Genomic DNA, 16,695 nt, shown 5'->3' on the forward strand with positions numbered 1-16,695 from the left:
CCCCGACCGTTGCAACGCCCTACGCAAGCCGGCCATTGCAACTCTGGCCCTGTGGCCTACCCTTGCAAATCCGGGCCTTTGGCCCGCCGACAGATTCCACAGAAAGGGCCAGCATGCTCGACACGATAAAACGCGCCATCATTCCCGTCACGGCATTTGTCCTGTCGATACTCGCCATCGCTCTGGCCTTTGTGCATCCCGCATGGCTGCTGATGCTGGTCGCCACGCTGCCCGTCGTGGCCTTGGGCGTCTATGACCGCCAACAAAAGACATGGACGATCACCCGCAACTATCCGGTGGCCGGCCGTATCCGCTGGGTGTTTTACAAGCTGCGGCCTTACCTGCGCTCGTATATCGTCGAGGATGATCTGTCGGGCACGCCCTATTCATTCGACGCGCGCAACCTGATTCACACCCGCGCGCGCGGCGATACCGACACCCAGCCCTTCGGGACCGAACGTGACACCGGCGCCGACAATCACCGCTGGTTGGTGCACTCCATCGCGCCAGAGGATCATGCCGATCCGGCGCCGCGTGTGCATGTCGGCAACGATCAGACCACACAGCCCTATTCGGCGTCGATGATGAATGTATCCGCGATGAGCTTTGGCGCGCTGTCCGCCAATGCCATTCAAGCGCTGAATATCGGGGCAAGACAGGGCAATTACTACCACGACACCGGCGAGGGCGGCGTAAGCGATCACCACGCCAAACACGGCGGCGATCTGGTGTGGGAGCTTGGCTCGGGCTATTTCGGCGCGCGCACCAAGGATGGCAATTTCGATCCAGGCAGGTTCCGCGATACCGCCCAGCGCGATCAGATCAAGATGACGGAAATCAAGCTGAGCCAAGGCGCCAAGCCCGGCCATGGCGGCATGCTGCCCGCCAGCAAGGTCACCGCCGAAATCGCCCGCGTGCGCGGGGTCCCGCAGGGCAAGGATTGCCTGTCGCCGCGCGGGCACAAGGAATTTTCAAACCCCATCGAAATGCTGGAATTTGCCGCACGGATGCGTGATTTGTCCGGCGGCAAACCTGTGGGCCTCAAGCTGTGCATCGGCCAGCCCTACGAGGTATTCGCGATCATGAAGGCGGTCATGCAAACCGGCATCAAGCCGGAGTTCATCGTCATCGATGGTGGCGAGGGCGGCACGGGGGCGGCCCCGCAGGAACTGTCGGACTGGGTCGGCACACCCCTCACCGAGGGGCTGATCCTGATGCGCAATGCGTTGGTCGGCTGCGGGCTGAAAGACGACATCAAGCTGGTCGCCGGCGGCAAGATTTATTCCGGCATGGGCCTTGCGTTCAATATCGCGCTGGGGGCCGATTGGTGCAACGCCGCGCGGTCCTTCATGATGTCGGTTGGTTGCATCCAGTCGCTGCGCTGCCATCTGGACACCTGCCCCACCGGCGTCGCCACGCAGAACGCCGCACGCCAGCGGGGCCTGATCCCCGAGGCTCAGGGCGCCCGCTCGGCCCGCTACCAGGGCAAAACCATCGAGGCGCTGGTCGACATGGTCGCCGCTGCCGGGCTGAAGCACCCCAGAGAGCTGGAGCCGCATCACCTGATGCACCGCGTCGGGCCGCAGGCCGCGCTGCCGATGGATCTGATCCATTCGTTTCTGCCGAAAAACATCCTGAACGAGTCGCCCGAGGACACGCTTTATGCCGAATGGTGGGCCGCCGCGCAGGCAGATAGCTTTCAACCGGCGATCGATCTGGTCCGGCGCCGCGCGAAAACGAACCAGCACGTGGCGCTTAGCTGACGCGCGCCTCGCGGCCCCCTGCCGCGCTCCTGCCCTGCGGCGAAGCCCATTCGCCATCGCCCGCCATCTCGGCGCTGGGTGTGCAACCGCCGGTCGCTTCGCGGTATGTGCTGCTACCCTGTGCCGCCTCGGGGGCGGGCACCATCGTGCCCTGCCGCCATCCGCCGTGCAGATACAGCCCGCCCGCCATCAGGGCCGTGGCAACCATCCCCGCCGGAAAGCTCAGCCACAGCGCATCCGCACCCATGACCGGATACAGACCAAAGGCAAAGCCCAGACGCACCGGATACATCGCGACGATCATCACCAGCAGCGGCGCAATCACATAGCCGTTCGCGCGCATGGTGCCGAACAGCACCTGCGCCACACCAAAGAACAGATACCCCCAGCTCGCCAGCAGTTGAATACGCCGCCCGATCGGCACCGCCTCGCTATCCGCGCCCACAAACAGGCCCAGCGCCGCCCGGTCAAAAGCTGTCAGCACCGCAACCAGCGTGCCGGTCAGGCACAGGTTGAAAATTAGCCCCCATTTGGTGACACCTCTCACCCGCGACCACTGGCCCGCGCCGATATTCTGTGCCGCCATCGCACTGACCGCCGCGCTCAGCGCCATGGCCGGCATCTGCACGTAGGTCCATAACTGCTGCGTCACGCCGTAGGCGGCGGCGGTTACCACCCCTTCGCGGTTGATCAGCGACAGCATGGTGATGGCCGCGGACGAAATCACGATCATCTGAAATCCGATGGGCAGCCCCTTGGCCAGCATCAGCCTCAGCACCACCCGGTCCGGGATCAGAAATCGCAGATCATGCCCACGCAAGGCCAATGGCGAGCCACGCAGATAAATCGCCGCGACCAGCCCGATCAACGCGGCGGTATTGCCGATGACCGTCGACAGCGCCGACCCCATGATGCCCAATTCGGGAAATGGGCCGATCCCAAGGATCAGCAGCGGATTCAGCACGATATCAAGACCGACCGACACGCACATGAACCAGAGCGGCGTCATGGAATCGCCCGTGCCCCGCAGCGCCATCATCAGCAAGGTAAAGGTCAGCGACGCGGGCATCGCGATAAAGATGACCCGCAAATAGGTCAGCGCCAGCGGCGCCGCGCTGCCGGGCGTGCCCAGAACCTCCAGCAAATGTGGCGCAAAGGCATAGCCCAGCGCCGCGATCACCGCGCTCAGCGGAATGATCGCACCCAGCGCCGTACCGACGGCGCGCCGCGCCTCCTGCGGGGTGCGGCGGCCCATGGCCTGCCCGATCAGGATCGTCGCCGCCATGCCAAAGCCAAAGACGAAGGACACCAGCAGGAACATCACCAGATTGCCATTGGTCGTGGCGGCCAGCGCATCCTCGCCCAGAAACCGCCCCACCCAAACCGCATTGATCGACCCGTTCAGCGATTGCAGCACGGACGAAGCCAGCGTCGGCAGCGCGAACAGAATCATCGTGGTCGGGATTGTGCCAGCCGTCAGGTCCAGCCTGCTGCCCTTGGCCATGCCGGGCGGCGCCATATCTTTGTCGCTCATTGGGATGGGCCTCGCAGGCTGTGAAATTCAGGACAACGGCGCAGGGCCAACTCTCGGACGTAGCAGCCCCGCCCCTCCCGGCAAGTCGCCCCTACCCCAGCACTGCCCCAAAGGCCACCGCCACGCCTAAAGCGTTTCGCCTTGAACCTGAGGCACTCAGTTAAGGTGAAACGCATGCAATGCTCATATGCTGCGCTGCGTTTCGCGAAAAGCTGCGCGTCAGGTTTTTCGCGAAACGCTTTAGTCACGCGCCTTCAGCTCGCGGTCGTCCTGCATCTGATACCAGCGCACCAGCATGTTTGCGCCCCAGGGCGCGAAGGGCCGTAATGGCACCGGATTGAATGGCAGGCTGTCAAAGGCCGTTTGGGCGTCCGCCTCGCCCAGCATCCGGCGGGCCAGCTTGGTCCCGAAATAGAGGCTGCGCGTCACTCCAGACCCGTTATACCCACCCGCCATCCAGACTCCGTCGTGATGGCCCAAATGTGGCGAATGATCGGCTGTCATGGCAATCAGTCCCGACCAGAAATGCGAGATCGGTGCATTTTCCAGTTGCGGAAAGACCCGACAAATCGCCTTGCGATATGCCCGCTGGCGCGCCTCTGGCCCCATGTTACCCGCGCCAAACCGGCCCCCGAAGATAAACGACCGTCCATCCGGCGTGGGCCGGTACCACATGAAGACGCGGCCAGATTCGCCGTGCATCCTCCCCTTGGGCGAAAGGTCCGCCATCTGCTCGGGCGTCAACGGCCCGACGGCGCAGGCCCCCGTCTCAAGCGGGACGATACGGCGGTTCATCGCCGGGCTGCGCCGATCCGAATATCCGTTGGTCGCCAGCACGACCTCGCGCGCGTCTACCCTGCCGCCCGTGGTGTGCAGAATCGTGCCGGAGGCCTCGGTGCGCAGGCCGGTAACGGCGCAGGGCGCGATGATCTGCACGCCCGCACCTGTCGCCCGCTCGGCCAGCGCCAACACCATCTTGCGTGGATGCACCCCGCCGTCCCGTTCATAAACAACGCCGCCGCGATAGAAATCACTGCCGATTTCGCTGCGCTGCTCGGCGCGGGTGACGGGATATGTCGGCAGGGCGATCCTGTCGCGCAGCCAGTCACACTCGCGCAGCAAGGCGTCACATTGCAAGGCTGTGCGCGCGCCGCGAAACCGGCCGGTCAGGACCAGATCGCAATCGATGTTTTCGGCAGCGATGAACGCTTCCAGGTGATCCACCGCATTCAGGCCTTCGCGCAAAAGCGCGACGGCGCGCTCTTCGCCATAAGCCTTGATCAGACCCGCGATGCCCAGCTTGTGCAGGCCCGGCCCGACCATGCCACCATTGCGCGACGAGGCCCCAAACCCCACCGCCTCGGCGTCGAAAACAGCCACGTGGCGGCCCGCCCGCGCCAGATGCAGGGCCGCAGACAGCCCGGTATATCCCGCGCCGATGATCGCAACGTCAACCTTGGCGGGCGGGCCGGTTTCTACGCCGCGCGCAGGCGCCTGACCCTCGTGCCAGTAAATGCTCTCTCCCGGGAATGACATTTGCGCTCTCCACGTTGCCTTGTTTCAATGTGCAGGTATCTACGGCGTCCGCCACCGGAATTTGCACCGGGGGCACCGCCCACCGGGCCGGACACGAAAAAGCCGCGCATGCGGTCATGCGCGGCTGATTGTTTTCAGGGATCGTCGTTTAAAGCGTTTCGCGAAAAACCTGACTCACTGCTTTTCTCGAAACGCCCGCGACATATCAGCGTCACACGCGTTTCACCTTAAATGAGTGGCTCAAGTTTAAGGCGAAACGCTTTAGTGGACGACCGCATCCTCGGGCGGCTGCCGTTTGGTGCTGCCGACACGGTCACCGATGATCAGGCCATCAGGCCCGACCGTGACCGACACTGTGCTGTCGTCCGACACATCCCCCGCCAGCAGCATTTCAGCCAACGGATCCTGAATGGTCCGTTGCAGCACCCGCTTCAGCGGGCGGGCCCCGAACACCGGGTCATACCCCTCGTCCGCCAGCCACTTCTTGGCGTCCTCGTCCAGCTCCAGCGTGATCTTGCGGCCTGCCAGACGTTTTTTCAAACGCTCCAGCTGAACATCGACGATGCCGGTCATGTTGTCGCGGCTGAGCCGATCAAAGATCACCGTCTCGTCCAGACGGTTCAGGAACTCGGGCCGGAAATGGGCGCGCACGGCCTCCATCACGCCGCGTTTGGCATCGGCGGCGTCCGCACCTTCGGGCATCTGGCTGAGCACCTGCGACCCAAGGTTGGACGTCAGGATGATCAGCGTCTGCTTGAAGTCCACGCGGTGCCCCTGACCGTCGGTCAGAACGCCGTCATCCAGCACTTGCAGCAGCACGTTGAACACATCGGGATGCGCCTTTTCGACCTCGTCAAACAGCACCACCTGATAGGGGCGCCGGCGCACGGCCTCGGTCAGAACGCCGCCCTCGTCATAGCCGACATAGCCCGGAGGCGCGCCGATCAGACGCGACACCGCGTGCTTCTCCATGAACTCCGACATGTCGATACGTACCATCGCGTTGTCATCGTCAAACAGGAATTCGGCCACCGCCTTGGTCAGCTCGGTCTTGCCCACGCCTGTCGGCCCGAGAAAGAGGAAACTGCCCAGCGGGCGGTTTTCATCATTCAGGCCAGCACGCGCCCGGCGCACGGCGTTTGCAACGGCACGCACGGCGGTATCCTGACCGATCACACGCTTGTGCAGCCCGGCCTCCATGCCCAGCAGTTTCTCGCGCTCGCCCTCCAGCATCTTGGCAACGGGGATGCCTGTCCATCGCTCGACCACCTGGGCGATCTGCTCGGGGCGCACGGCCTCTTCGACCATGACGCCGTCGGATTCCGATTGCTCGGCCTCGGCCAGCTGTTTCTCCAAGCCAGGAATGACGCCGTAAGACAGCTCGCCGGCCTTGGCCAGATCGCCCACGCGCTTGGCATGGTCCAGATCGATCCGGGCGCGGTCCAGCTTTTCCTTGATGTCGCGCGCGCCAGCCAGCTTGTCACGCTCGGCCTGCCATTTCGCGGTCATCTCGGCCGATCGTTCCTGTAGGTCGGCCAGCTCCTTCTCCAGCTTCTCCAGACGGTCCTTGGACGCCCTATCATCCTCTTTCTTCAGCGCCTCTGCCTCGATCTGCTTTTGCAGGATCTCGCGGTCCAGCGCGTCCAACTCCTCGGGCTTGCTGTCGACTTCCATGCGCAGGCGGCTGGCGGCCTCGTCCATCAGATCGATCGCCTTGTCAGGCAGGAAGCGGTCGGTGATATAGCGATTGCTCAGCGTCGCAGCCGTCACCAACGCGCTATCGGAAATCCGCACACCATGGTGCAGTTCGTACTTTTCCTTGATCCCGCGCAGGATGCTGATCGTATCCTCGACCGTCGGCTCGGCAATCACAATCGGCTGGAACCGGCGGGCCAGCGCCGCGTCCTTTTCCACATGCTTACGATATTCGTCCAGCGTGGTGGCGCCAATGCAGTGCAACTCGCCCCGCGCCAGTGCAGGTTTGATCAGGTTCGCGGCATCCATCGCGCCGTCGCCCTTGCCCGCGCCGATCAGCGTATGCATCTCGTCGATGAACAGAATGATTTCGCCCGAGGCCGAAGTCACCTCGTTCAGCACGGCCTTCAGCCGCTCCTCGAACTCCCCGCGATACTTCGCACCCGCAATCAACGCGCCCATATCGAGGCTTAGCAAACGCTTGTTCGCAAGACTTTCGGGCACGTCGCCATTGACGATGCGCAAGGCCAGGCCCTCGGCAATCGCGGTTTTACCGACGCCGGGTTCACCGATCAGAACCGGGTTGTTCTTGGTCCGGCGCGACAGCACCTGCATCGCGCGGCGGATCTCGTCATCGCGGCCGATGATCGGGTCAATGTTGCCCTCGGCGGCGGCGGCGGTCAGATCGGTCGCGTATTTCTCAAGCGCCTCATAGGTATCCTCGGCGCTCGCTGAATCAGCAGTGCGGCCCTTGCGGATGTCGTTGATCGCCTCGTTCAGCGTCTGGGCAGACACATGACCCGCCTCCAGCGCCTCCTTGGCGGGGGATTTTACCAGTGCCAGCGCCTGCAACAGCCGCTCGACCGGCACAAAACTGTCCTTGGCCTTGGTCGCCAGCTTCTCGGCTTCGGCCAGAACCTTGCCGGTTTGCTGGTCCATATAGGTCTGACCGGCATCGCCCTGAACCTGCGGAATCTTGGCAACCGCGGCATCATTGGCCTGCACGACGCGCGCAGGATCGCCGCCCGACCGGCGAATAAGATTCGCGGCCAGCCCCTCGCCGTCATCCATCAATGCCTTGAGCAGGTGTTCGGGCGTCAGCCGCTGGTGGCTTTCGCGCATCGCAATCGTCTGGGCCGCCTGGATGAATCCGCGCGACCGTTCCGTGAACTTGTTCAAGTCCATCACTCTTCTCCTTTTACAAGCGTAATCCCGGTTGCGCACCCAAAAACAGGCATGCGCGGTCGGGAACCTCTATCCATATCTGGGCGACGGCCCGGCGCGCTTCAAGGCAGACAACCCCAAATAATCGCGCAAGGTAAACTTTTCGTAACATGTGATGAAACCGTAACAACGCTGCATAAGTTGCTACAGCAATGGGGTAGTTATCCACAGCCCCTGGCCGGACCAAAAGGCCGGTTCACACGAAGGAGCAGTCCAATGAAGATCGAAGAAATCCGGTTCGATAATGTGCGCTACAACCCCGAGTTCGGCGCATTCGAGGCGTTGGTGAAGATCCATGATCGTGGGCAGACATATTCTTATCCGGCACAGGTTACGGCGCCGCTTCATGCGGAATATGGCCTGATTGTACGCAACCTCGCGCAGGCGGCCGGCAGGGCGCACAAATCCGGACGCCGGGACACCAAGGACATCACGCGCTTGCATCACGCCGCACCGCTCAAATCGGCCATCGCGGATGCAAGCCAGAAATCCTTACTCAGCCGCCTTTTGGGTCAAGCAGCGGCCTGATTTGCGAGCCCGGTTGACGACCGGGCCGCAAGAGGGGCAAAAGCATGGGATCATCCGACAGGGAGCATTCCATGGCCGCATATCCCGATAACCGCCTTATCGTCGCATTGGACGTGCCGAATGCGCTGAGTGGGCTGGAACTGGCCCAACGACTGGGGCAGCAGGTCGGATTCTATAAAATCGGTCTTGGCATGCTGACCGGGGGCGGTCTTGCCCTTGCCAACGAACTGAAGGCCGAACACGGCAAGCGCATCTTTCTGGACATGAAACTGTTCGACATTGGCGCCACGGTCGAGGCTGCCGTGCGCGGTCTGGCACAGTTCGATCTGGACTTCCTGACTGTTCATGGCGATCCGCATGTGGTGCGCGCCGCCTGTGAAGGCGCCTCTGGCAGGGAGACCAAAATCCTTGCCGTCACAATCTTGACATCGCTGGACCGCGTCGATCTGGATGCCGGCCTCATGTTGGCAGGCGACATCCCCGATCTGGTCTGCACCCGGGCCGCCCGCGCGTTCGAGGCAGGCGCCGACGGCGTAATCGCCTCGCCGCAGGAAGCCGCTCTGATCCGCGCCCTGCCCGAGGCCGAGGGCAAGCTGATCGTCACGCCCGGCGTGCGCCCCGACGGCAGCTCCTTGGGCGATCAAAAACGTGTGGCCACGCCAGCCAGCGCGATCAAGGCAGGCGCAGATCATATCGTCGTCGGACGCCCTATCTGGGCCGCGCGCGACCCTGCGGCAGCGGCGGCTCAAATCCTCGCCAGCCTGCCCTGACCCGGCACCGCCGCACCAAAAGAGTTTTTTGCCTTCGGCGAGGATATTTACGGCAAGAAGAAACCGGGCGGCCATTTCTTCTTGCCTTAAATATCCTGGGGGGAGCGTTGCAAGCCCCGGAGGGGATTCAACGTGGGGGGCGAAGCCCCCTGCCCTTGGCCGGGCTCAACGCGCCGCAGCTGTGAGAGCTTGATCTCGGAAAGCGCGGGTGGTGAGAATCAGGTCGGCAAGACCCTCCATTTTGGCGCGCGCCGCGCCGAGGCTTTCCGGTCGCACACCTTTGTCTGCCAGCAGATGACGGGCGGCAAAATCGACTTCGGCGATGCCTTGGGCGCCCGCCATCGGCGCAATTTGGAAACTGGCGCGCAGCCAGATACCGTCCATCACCGTGCGCAAATGAAATGCAATGCGCGGCGCGGCGGCGGGCCCCACCAGCGGGCGCAGCGCGCTCAACAGATTGCTGCGCATGCGTGCATGCACAACTGCCTGGATGCGCTGGCTCTGCCGGTTGTGCGGCACGTCTGAGCAAAGCGAAATCCAGGCGTGGCAAATCTCCTGCTGGAATACAGGCGCCGCGAAATTACCGACGATGATGGCATAAAGCCGCTCCAGAGGGGTTTCGGCGTGTCGCAACAGTTCGACCACGCAGGCGCGCAGGACAGTGTTCGCCTTGCGCTGGACCCCCTCGAACAGCGCGTCCTTATCCTTGAAGTGATGCAGGACAACGCCCTTGGACACGCCCGCAATCTTGGCCACGCGGTCCAATGTGGTGCCGCGAATGCCGTGCAGGACCAGCGCATCAAAGGCGGCCTGCGACAGTTCTGCCCGTCTGATATCTCGGATCGATTGCCGTGCCATTCAACTGCCGCCTTGCTGACTGCCCATCCTAACGTGGTGACCAGACCACCACAAGATTTACCTTTTGACTAAAAAACTGACCAATGGTAAGTATTCGTCACCGTTAGCAGGGGGAGAGAACCATTATGCAAGCCGATTTCGTTGTCATCGGGTCAGGATCCGCCGGGTCGGCCATGGCGTATCGTCTGTCAGAGGATGGCAAGCACAGCGTTCTGGTGCTGGAATACGGCGGCACCGATATCGGGCCGTTCATCCAGATGCCTGCCGCGCTCAGCTATCCGATGAACATGAAGCGGTATGATTGGGGCTACACCACCCAGCCCGAACCGCATCTGGGGGGGCGCCGTCTGGCCGCGCCGCGCGGCAAGGTGGTCGGCGGGTCATCCTCGATCAACGGAATGGTCTATGTGCGCGGTCATGCCTGCGATTTCGACCATTGGGAGGAACTTGGCGCCACCGGCTGGGGCTATCGGGACGTTCTACCCTACTACAAGCGGATGGAGAATTGGACCGACGGCGGCCATGGTGGCGATCCGGCGTGGCGCGGCACTGATGGGCCGTTGCATGTGACTCGCGGGCCGCGCGAGAACCCGCTGTTCGACGCCTTCGTGCAGGCAGGCGGGCAGGCCGGGTATGAGCTGACGGACGACTATAACGGCGAAAAGCAAGAGGGCTTTGGCCCGATGGAGCAGACCGTTTACAAAGGGCGCCGCTGGTCTACCGCCAACGCCTATCTGCGGCCCGCGCTGAAGCGGCCCAATTGCGACATGCTGCGCTGTTTCGTGCGCCGCGTCATCATCAAGGACGGGCGCGCAACCGGGGTCGAGATCGAGCGTGGCGGCAAGATCGAGATCGTGACAGCCAACCGCGAAGTCGTGCTGGCGGCTTCTGCCTTCAACTCGCCCAAGATTCTGATGCTGTCGGGCATTGGCCCCGCCGCGCATCTGGCTGAGCATGGCATTGATGTGGTCGCCGACCGGCCCGGTGTGGGCGGCAATCTACAGGACCATCTGGAGCTGTATATCCAGCAGGCCAGCACCCAGCCGATCACGCTGTTCAAGCATTGGAACCTGTGGTCCAAGGGGATGATCGGCGCACAATGGCTGTTCGGCAAACGCGGACTTGGCGCGTCCAACCAGTTTGAAAGCGCGGCGTTCCTGCGCTCGAAGCCGGGTGTCAAATATCCCGATATCCAGTATCATTTCCTGCCGATGGCCGTGCGTTATGACGGACAGGCGGCCGCCGAGGGGCACGGGTTTCAGGCGCATGTCGGGCCGATGCGATCGGCCTCGCGCGGGCGGGTCAGTCTGGTCTCGAACGATCCCGCCGATGCGCCGAATATCGCGTTCAACTACATGGCGCATGACAGCGATTGGGAGGATTTTCGCCGCTGCATCCGCCTGACACGCGAGATATTCGCGCAGGCGGCGTTCGACCCATATCGCGGCAAGGAAATCCAGCCCGGTGCGGAAATGCAAAGCGATGAGGCGTTGAATGCGTTCATCGCCGAGCATGCCGAAAGCGCCTATCACCCCTGCGGCACCTGCAAGATAGGCGCGGTGGATGACCCCGATGCGGTGGTCGATCCCGAGTGCCGCGTGATCGGGGTAAAAGGGCTGCGCGTCGCCGACAGCTCGATCTTTCCGCGCATTACCAATGGCAATCTGAACGGCCCCAGCATCATGGCGGGCGAAAAGGCGTCGGATATGATCCTGGGCCGTGCGCCCCTGCCTGCCTCGAATCAGCAGCCTTGGATCCATCCCGCGTGGCGCGAAACGGTCAAGGCCGCCGCGATGGCTTAGTCTTTGCCGCCCTTGGGCGCGGCGCTGCGTGGTTTTCCCAAAGGTTTGCCCGCAGGCTTGCCACCTGATTTCCCGAAGGGTTTTGCGCCCGGCTTGGCAAAGGACTTACCGGCTGGTTTGCCCGCAGCAGCGCCCGGTTTGCCGCTATACCCCTCGCCTGCTTTTGCGGCGGCGCGGGCGCGGTTCTTTTTGCTGGACGGTTTTCCAACCGGTGTCTTGTCCTTGGTGTAGCTGTCCGGCTTGCCCTTGAATTTGGGCTTGGGCGCGGCATCCGTCACGGCGCCGTCGCGGGTAAAATCGGGCTTGGGGCCTTTGCTGAAACGTGGCTTGGATGGTGCACTGGACGGTGCTGCGGTCTTGGGCTTTTTGAACCGGGGCGCGGGTGCGTCGTCATATTGCACAGGCGCAGTACTTTTCGGTGCGCTGCTTTTCGGCGCGGGTTTAGGCATGGCTGGCTGATCGCCCTGCGGCAGAATGGCGGGCAGATCGTCCAGTTGGCTGGCAGGGGGCGGACCTTTGCGCGCGGGTTTCTTCCACTCCGGCTTGGGACCGCTATGCGCAGGCTTGCCACCCGGTTTGCCGCCGGGGCGCTGCGCGATGGCTGGCGGCTGCGAGAGTTCCGCCACTTCGGCGCCATCCTCGACGCGCATGTTGTCGCCGATCGACGCCTTGAAACCGGCGGAAGAAGCCTTGCGCAGTTCCACATAGCTTTCGGTATCGCCGATGCGGATCGCACCGATATCGTCGCGCGTGATGCCGCCGGCCTTGCACAGCATTGGCAGCAGGCGGCGCGGCTCGGCGCCCTTGGCGCGCCCGCCGGAGACAGAGAACCACACCGAGGGGCCAAACGCCGCGCGCGGTGCGGCCTTTTCGCCCGGATCGCCCAGATCCTCGGGCGCGGAATGGTGGCTGTGGTAGAGGCGCAGATAGGCGGCGGCGATCTGCTCGGTCGTGAACCGCTCGGCCAGCTTGGCGATGGCGGGCGCCTCGCTTTCAGTGATCGCCTCGGACCATGCCGCGTCGTTCATCATGCGCTCTTCGTCCATGGCCGACACTTCGTCGGCCGAGGGCGCGGGGCCCCATTCGGCGCGCAGCTTTGCCCAGTTCAGGATGCGCTCGGCCTTCTTGCGGGCCACCGGCGGCACGATCAGAACGCTGACGCCCTTGCGCCCTGCCCGGCCCGTTCGGCCCGAGCGGTGCAGCAGCGTTTCGTGGCTGCCGGGCAGCTCGGCATGGACGACCAGATCGAGGTTTGGCAGGTCGATGCCGCGCGCGGCGACATCGGTGGCGACGCAGACGCGCGCGCGCCCGTCGCGCATGGCTTGCAGCGCATGGGTGCGTTCGGATTGCGTCAATTCACCCGACAGCGCCACCACGGCAAAGCCGCGATTGGACAGGCGCGTGGTCAGCCGCGCGACCATGGCGCGGGTATTGCAGAACACGATGGCGTTGGGCGATTCGTAGTAACGCAGCACGTTGATGATGGCGTTCTCGCCGTCGCGGGGCGACACAGACATCGCGCGATATTCGATATCGGCATGCTGACCTTTTTCAGCCGCCGCAGTGCTGACGCGCACGGCGTCCTTCTGATAACCCTCCGCCAGCTTGGCGATGGCGGCGGGAACTGTCGCCGAGAACAGCAGCGTCTGACGTTCGTCCGGCGCCTCGCCCAGAATGAACTCCAGATCCTCGCGGAACCCGAGGTCCAGCATCTCGTCTGCCTCGTCCAGAATAACGGCGCGCAGGCTGCCCAAATCGATGGAGCCGCGCATGATGTGGTCACGCAAGCGCCCCGGCGTGGCGACGACGATATGCGCGCCGCGCTGCAAGGCGCGCCGCTCGTCGCGCATATCCATGCCGCCGACGCAGGATGCCAGCACCGCATTCGCCCCGGCATAGAGCCATGTCAGCTCGCGTTTCACCTGCAAGGCCAGCTCGCGCGTCGGCGCGATGACCAGCGCCAGCGGCGCTGCGGCGTCACCGAATTTCTCGGCCTCACCCAGCAGGGTCGGCGCGATGGCCAGACCAAAGCCCAGCGTCTTGCCCGATCCGGTCTGGGCGGACACCAGCATATCGGCGCCCGACAGGTCGGGATTTGTCACCGCCTCCTGAACAGGGGTGAGGGTGGTGTAACCACGGGCTTTGATGGCATCGGCGAGTGCTGTTTTCACGGATCTGGATTTTTCTGCTGTTTCAAGGGCGCGCGCAGGGAAAGCGGGCGCAAGTCGCGGCGTCTATACCCTATAGGCAGCAATGTATAGATGTGCGGCGAAACATCGCCCTGCCTTTTTCGACGGAACGTATTCCCTTTGCACCCCATAGGCTTGCCTTTGGAAATGTGCAGAGGTTGATCATGCCGCGCCTTTGAAAACTGACCCTTGGCGCCGGTGCAGGGTCGGCAAACCCCTTATCTGAACCGCAGCCAGCTTTGTAGGCGACGACTCATCCTGCCGTGCTTGAGAGCTTCATCAGCACTATTCCGGCCAAGATCAGCGCCGCAGCCGCCAGGCGCATCGGACTTGCAGTTTCGCCCAGAACAATGACCCCCACGGCGAACGCCCCAACCGCTCCGATACCCGTCCAGACAGTGTAGGCCGTGCCCAGCGGTAGTGTCCGCATGGCAACGGCAAGCAGCGCAAAGCTCGCGATCATAGTGACGACGGTAATTGCGCTCGGCGCAAGCACCGTAAACCCCACGGACTTTTTCATGAAAAATGCCCAGACGATTTCCAGCAGCCCAGCGAAAACGAGATAGATCCAAGCCATGGCCCAGCCCTCCTTGTAGGACCGGGCCGTCCCGGGATTGGTTGCGCAGGTGCGGGTCGTCCCGCATCGACCCTCAGATAGAGAGCACGCCGTCACCGGTCAAGAACCCTATACGGGCGGTGGGTGGAAAATGCACCACAAGGGGGGGGGTGCGCCTATTTAGGCGCCTCATCGTGCCGCTTCGAACCAGCGTGTGCCATCGAAAATCCGCCCTTGGAACGCGTCCCTTCATTTTGATTGCCAAGGCCGCCCGCCGTCAAGTTCGGCCAGAAGATGATCAACAAAGCGGCGCAGCTTTGGCGGTATCGGTGTGATCGGCGGCCAGACGGCAACGATTGGCAGGGTCCGCGAGTCCATATCGATCAGGATTGGTTCCAGCAGCCCCTGTTCTATTGCCGGGTTGGCGATAAAATCGGGCAAGATAACCAAGCCAAGCCCTTCGACGGCCATATCGCGCATCGCTTCACCGTTGTTCAGCGTGATACGGCTGTGCAATGTCGGCGGAACGCCCTTGCCCAGTTCCCAAAGCCGTGCGTTCGACATGTGATGATAGCCGATGACCTGATGGTCGGCGAGGTCCGCCAACCCTGTCGGACGGCCGTACCGATCAAGATATGCCGGGCTTGCGCAGGCTATGGTTTCGGCCTCGCAGAGCTTGCGCTGCATCAGAGCGGTGTCGCGCAGATGGCCGATGCGGATGGCGATGTCGAAGCCCTCGTGCAAGAGGTCACGGGCGCGGTCGTCGTAATCGATGCGCAGCTCCATTTCCGGATGCATGGCGGCGAAACGGGCGATGATCGGCGACAGATACAGCGTGCCGAAACTCATCGGCGCGGCGATCGTCAGCGTACCGCGCAATGCGTCGTCGCCCGCGCCGCCCCAGGCCGTACTTTCGGTGGCGGCCGTCAGTTCGGCCAGCGCCGGGCGAAGCCGGTCGTCGAGACGCAGAGCAGTCTCTGTCGGCCTGATACGGCCCGCGTTCCGGCGAAAGAGCGCCGCGCCCAGTGTGCGCTCCAGATCGGAAATCCGCTTGCTGATCACGGATTTCGACAGGTTCAGGCGCGCGGCTGCGGCGGTAATGGTGCCAAGTTCCATCACCGCGAGGAAGGTTTCGATTTCATCCAGAGTATAGCGCATCGGGCGAGTTTAGCAGGGGCCGGGCCGTTCGCAAACGCCGAACGCCGCATTCGGGCCGACATCGCTGGTGCCAAACGCGCGTTGTGCCAATATGGGGCGTAACAAAAGGAGGCCATCATGGACCTGACCGGAATTCACCACCTGACGGCAATCACCGCCAACGCGTCGGCAAACAAGCGGTTCTATACCGACACGCTGGGACTGCGGCTGGTCAAGAAGACCGTCAACCAGGACGACACATCCGCCTATCACCTGTTCTATGCCGACGGGCAGGCGACGCCGGGCACCGATCTGACCTTTTTCGACTGGCCGACAGCGCGCGAGAGGCGCGGCACGCATTCGATCAGCCGTACCGGGCTTCGGGTGGCCGAGGGAAGTCTCGATTTCTGGGCGGGTCGTCTGGCCGATGAGGGATTGACCCGCGGCGAAATCACCACGCTGGACGGTCGCGCCACGATTGATTTCGAGGACCCCGAGGGGCAGCGGTTTCGCCTGACGGGCGATGATACAGGCGTGGTGCATCCCTGGGGGCGCAGCCCGGTGCCGTCCGAGCATCAGATCCGGGGGCTTGGACCCATTACCATCTCCGTCCCCACGCTTGACCCGACCAGGACGGTGCTGACCAAAGTGCTGAACATGCGCGAAGCGCGTGATTACGCCAGCCCCGATGGGATCGGTCAGGTGCATGTTTTCGAGATGGGCAGCGGCGGTGCCGCCGCCGAGCTGCATGTCGCCGTTCAGCCTGACCTGCCGGTCGCAAGGCAGGGCGCGGGTGCGGTGCATCACGTCGCGTTCCGCACGCCGGATCTGGCGAGCATCAGGGACTGGGCAAGGCATTTGACAGAGTTCCGCATTGCAAGCTCGGGCGAGGTCGAGCGGTACTATTTCCGCAGCCTCTATTTCCGCGAGCCGGGTGGAAACCTGTTCGAGATTGCGACCGATGGGCCGGGTTTCGCGGTGGACGAACCGATGGACGCCTTGGGCGAGGGCCTCGCCCTGCCGCCCTTTCTTGAGGACCGTCGCGCTCAGATCGAGGCAGACCTGAAACCACTTGATTGACGTTCAGGCCGCCGGGTCAGCCC

The 16,695-nt window shown here is 63.3% G+C and carries 12 protein-coding genes; 5 read left to right on the forward strand and 7 right to left on the reverse strand.

The genetic code is table 11. The annotated features are described in order from the left end of the window. Nucleotides 1-113 precede the first annotated feature (113 nt). Nucleotides 114-1,763, forward strand: coding sequence for an FMN-binding glutamate synthase family protein (locus FGD77_RS04475; protein ID WP_255006687.1), 1,650 nt, complete (start codon nucleotides 114-116; stop codon nucleotides 1,761-1,763). Here FGD77_RS04475 and FGD77_RS04480 read toward each other — a convergent pair. The 3 genes from FGD77_RS04480 to clpB all read right to left on the reverse strand — a co-directional run bounded on the left by FGD77_RS04480 (nucleotide 1,756) and on the right by clpB (nucleotide 7,713). Beyond that, on the reverse strand, nucleotides 1,756-3,297 hold the full coding sequence (locus FGD77_RS04480) for an MATE family efflux transporter (RefSeq protein WP_255006689.1): 1,542 nt from the start codon (nucleotides 3,295-3,297) through the stop codon (nucleotides 1,756-1,758). The two genes, FGD77_RS04475 and FGD77_RS04480, sit on opposite strands and share 8 nt — an antisense overlap. 240 nt (nucleotides 3,298-3,537) lie before the next feature. Further along, the gene (locus FGD77_RS04485; RefSeq protein ID WP_255006691.1) at nucleotides 3,538-4,833 is read right to left on the reverse strand and encodes an FAD-binding oxidoreductase; all 1,296 of its coding nucleotides are present in this window, start codon (nucleotides 4,831-4,833) and stop codon (nucleotides 3,538-3,540) included. 261 nt (nucleotides 4,834-5,094) lie between these two features. Then, nucleotides 5,095-7,713: an ATP-dependent chaperone ClpB gene (gene clpB, locus FGD77_RS04490; RefSeq protein ID WP_255006693.1), complete on the reverse strand. Its 2,619-nt coding sequence runs from the start codon at nucleotides 7,711-7,713 to the stop codon at nucleotides 5,095-5,097. A 255-nt stretch (nucleotides 7,714-7,968) separates the two neighbouring features. Between clpB and FGD77_RS04495 the strand changes: the two genes are divergently transcribed. Continuing rightward, nucleotides 7,969-8,280: a hypothetical protein gene (locus tag FGD77_RS04495; RefSeq protein WP_255006695.1), complete on the forward strand. Its 312-nt coding sequence runs from the start codon at nucleotides 7,969-7,971 to the stop codon at nucleotides 8,278-8,280. 71 nt (nucleotides 8,281-8,351) lie between these two features. Beyond that, the gene (gene pyrF, locus FGD77_RS04500; protein ID WP_255006697.1) at nucleotides 8,352-9,050 is read left to right on the forward strand and encodes an orotidine-5'-phosphate decarboxylase; all 699 of its coding nucleotides are present in this window, start codon (nucleotides 8,352-8,354) and stop codon (nucleotides 9,048-9,050) included. Nucleotides 9,051-9,215: 165 nt separating this feature from the next. Here pyrF and betI read toward each other — a convergent pair whose 3' ends face one another. After that, nucleotides 9,216-9,908, reverse strand: coding sequence for a transcriptional regulator BetI (gene betI, locus FGD77_RS04505; RefSeq protein WP_255006699.1), 693 nt, complete (start codon nucleotides 9,906-9,908; stop codon nucleotides 9,216-9,218). A gap of 125 nt (nucleotides 9,909-10,033) precedes the next feature. On the opposite strand from betI, the gene betA reads away from it, so the two are divergent. Next, nucleotides 10,034-11,710: a choline dehydrogenase gene (gene betA / locus FGD77_RS04510; RefSeq protein WP_255006701.1), complete on the forward strand. Its 1,677-nt coding sequence runs from the start codon at nucleotides 10,034-10,036 to the stop codon at nucleotides 11,708-11,710. On the opposite strand, the gene FGD77_RS04515 is transcribed toward betA, so the two are convergent. The 3 genes from FGD77_RS04515 to FGD77_RS04525 form a co-directional block, all read right to left on the reverse strand. Further along, the gene (locus FGD77_RS04515; RefSeq protein WP_255006704.1) at nucleotides 11,707-13,881 is read right to left on the reverse strand and encodes a DEAD/DEAH box helicase; all 2,175 of its coding nucleotides are present in this window, start codon (nucleotides 13,879-13,881) and stop codon (nucleotides 11,707-11,709) included. The two genes, betA and FGD77_RS04515, sit on opposite strands and share 4 nt — an antisense overlap. 271 nt (nucleotides 13,882-14,152) lie before the next feature. Next, a complete protein-coding gene (sugE, locus tag FGD77_RS04520; protein WP_255006707.1) occupies nucleotides 14,153-14,476 on the reverse strand; it encodes a quaternary ammonium compound efflux SMR transporter SugE in 324 nt (107 codons plus the stop codon). Between the two features lie 228 nt (nucleotides 14,477-14,704). Next, entirely contained in the window at nucleotides 14,705-15,613 is a 909-nt protein-coding gene (locus tag FGD77_RS04525) for a LysR family transcriptional regulator (protein ID WP_255006708.1), read from the reverse strand. Between the two features lie 117 nt (nucleotides 15,614-15,730). Here FGD77_RS04525 and FGD77_RS04530 point away from each other — a divergent pair, with 117 nt between their 5' ends. Beyond that, nucleotides 15,731-16,672, forward strand: a complete 942-nt coding sequence (locus FGD77_RS04530; RefSeq protein WP_255006710.1) for a ring-cleaving dioxygenase — start codon at nucleotides 15,731-15,733, stop codon at nucleotides 16,670-16,672. The last annotated feature ends 23 nt before the right edge of the window (nucleotides 16,673-16,695 follow it).

It is taken from the genome of Roseovarius sp. M141, assembly GCF_024355225.1.
GTDB lineage: Bacteria > Pseudomonadota > Alphaproteobacteria > Rhodobacterales > Rhodobacteraceae > Roseovarius.